Origin of the sequence: Psychroserpens mesophilus, assembly GCF_000826645.1 — a bacterium.
GTDB lineage: Bacteria > Bacteroidota > Bacteroidia > Flavobacteriales > Flavobacteriaceae > Psychroserpens > Psychroserpens mesophilus.
Window position 1 is genome coordinate 1 of record NZ_JXJP01000041.1, and the last position, 1,455, is coordinate 1,455.

Sequence of the window (1,455 nt, forward strand, 5' to 3'; positions counted from 1 at the left end):
TGACCCGTCCTGAATAAAGGCTACATAATTTTAAACATTATGTACAAAAATGACAAAGTAATTAGACGGTATTCTGAATCTTTTAAACTCAAAATTTTAGACGAACTTACCGCAGGAAAACTAAACAAGTATCAACTAGGCAAAGCTTACGGTATTGCACCAACAACTATCAATGAATGGATAAAGAAGTACAACCGTAAAGACTTAATGAACACCAGAGTAACTGTGAAAACTAAAGACGAAATAACTCGTATTAAACAACTTCAGAAAGAGATTGAACAGCTAAAGAAACTGCTTCTGAAAAAAGATATGGATGCTCTTATTGACGATTCATATCTAGAAGTAGCAGCTGAACAGTTAGGCTACAAATCCGTTCTTGAACTTAAAAAAAAACTAAGTATCAAGCCCTGATTAAGGCCAAGGAAAGATCTAAGGGATTTACTTCTCTTACCACTATAACTGCTTGTTTCGGACTTAAACGTGATGCGTACTACAAGTACAAACGTCGCGAGGACAAACGTCTGGAAATAGAAAAAAAAGTAGTGATCATAGTTAAGAACAGACGCAAATCCCTTCCTAGAGAAGGCGTTAGAAAACTCACCAGGTCATTAGAACAAGAGTTTATTGAATCCAACTTAAAAATTGGTAGAGACACCTTATTTAACATACTTAGAAAAAACAATATGCTCACACTTAGAAAAAAATACAGCTCAAGAACAACCAACTCATTACATAGGTTCTACAAGTACAAAAACATCATTAAAGATATTGACATCACTAGACCAAACCAAGTCTGGGTAAGCGATATCACTTATATTAGAACTATCAAAGGGTTTTGTTACCTAGCGCTTATTACAGATATGTACAGCCGTAAAATAGTTGGCTATGACATAAGTAACAGTTTGGAACTAAAAGGTTGTGAAAGAGCTTTAAACAAGGCGCTGTATCAAGCTAAAGACACTACAAAACTTATACACCATTCCGACAGAGGTATACAATATTGTAGCAATGTTTACACTCAGATTTTAAAGAGAAATAACATTGGCATTAGCATGACAGAAGAAAATCATTGCTACGAAAATGCTGTGGCAGAGCGTATAAACGGAATCCTTAAAGACGAGTTCTATCTAGATCAGACCTTTGATAGCCTACAACACGCAAAGAGGGCAACAAAAAATGCAATTAATCTATACAACGAAATAAGATTACATTTATCTTTAGACTATAAAACACCAAATATGGTATATTTAAAAACAGCGTAAATCAATTATTAACCTGTAGCCATATTTCAGGACTAGACATTTAAACCAATCGTATTCAAATGAAAAAGTATCTAATATTTCTGATTTTAATTATCTCTATAAATAGCTGTGCGAACAACGAAAAATCGGAAAATGATAATAAACGAAATAGAGTAATCGATGGCCCATTTTATAAGAACAATAAAGCAAGAGA

General features: G+C 33.6%; 2 protein-coding genes. Both read left to right on the forward strand.

The annotated features are described in order from the left end of the window. The first annotated feature begins 39 nt into the window (after positions 1-39). Positions 40-411 (forward strand): transposase, encoded by a 372-nt coding sequence (locus tag TD18_RS16270; protein WP_040254794.1) that lies wholly within the window; start codon positions 40-42, stop codon positions 409-411. Positions 412-455: 44 nt separating this feature from the next. Then, positions 456-1,262 (forward strand): IS3 family transposase, encoded by an 807-nt coding sequence (locus TD18_RS17075; protein WP_241480690.1) that lies wholly within the window; start codon positions 456-458, stop codon positions 1,260-1,262. The last annotated feature ends 193 nt before the right edge of the window (positions 1,263-1,455 follow it).

What these genes read in the sequence shown, in the direction of transcription:
- TD18_RS16270 (WP_040254794.1), top strand. Translation starts at nt 40, where the DNA reads ATGTACAAAAATGACAAAGTAATTAGACGGTATTCTGAATCTTTTAAA.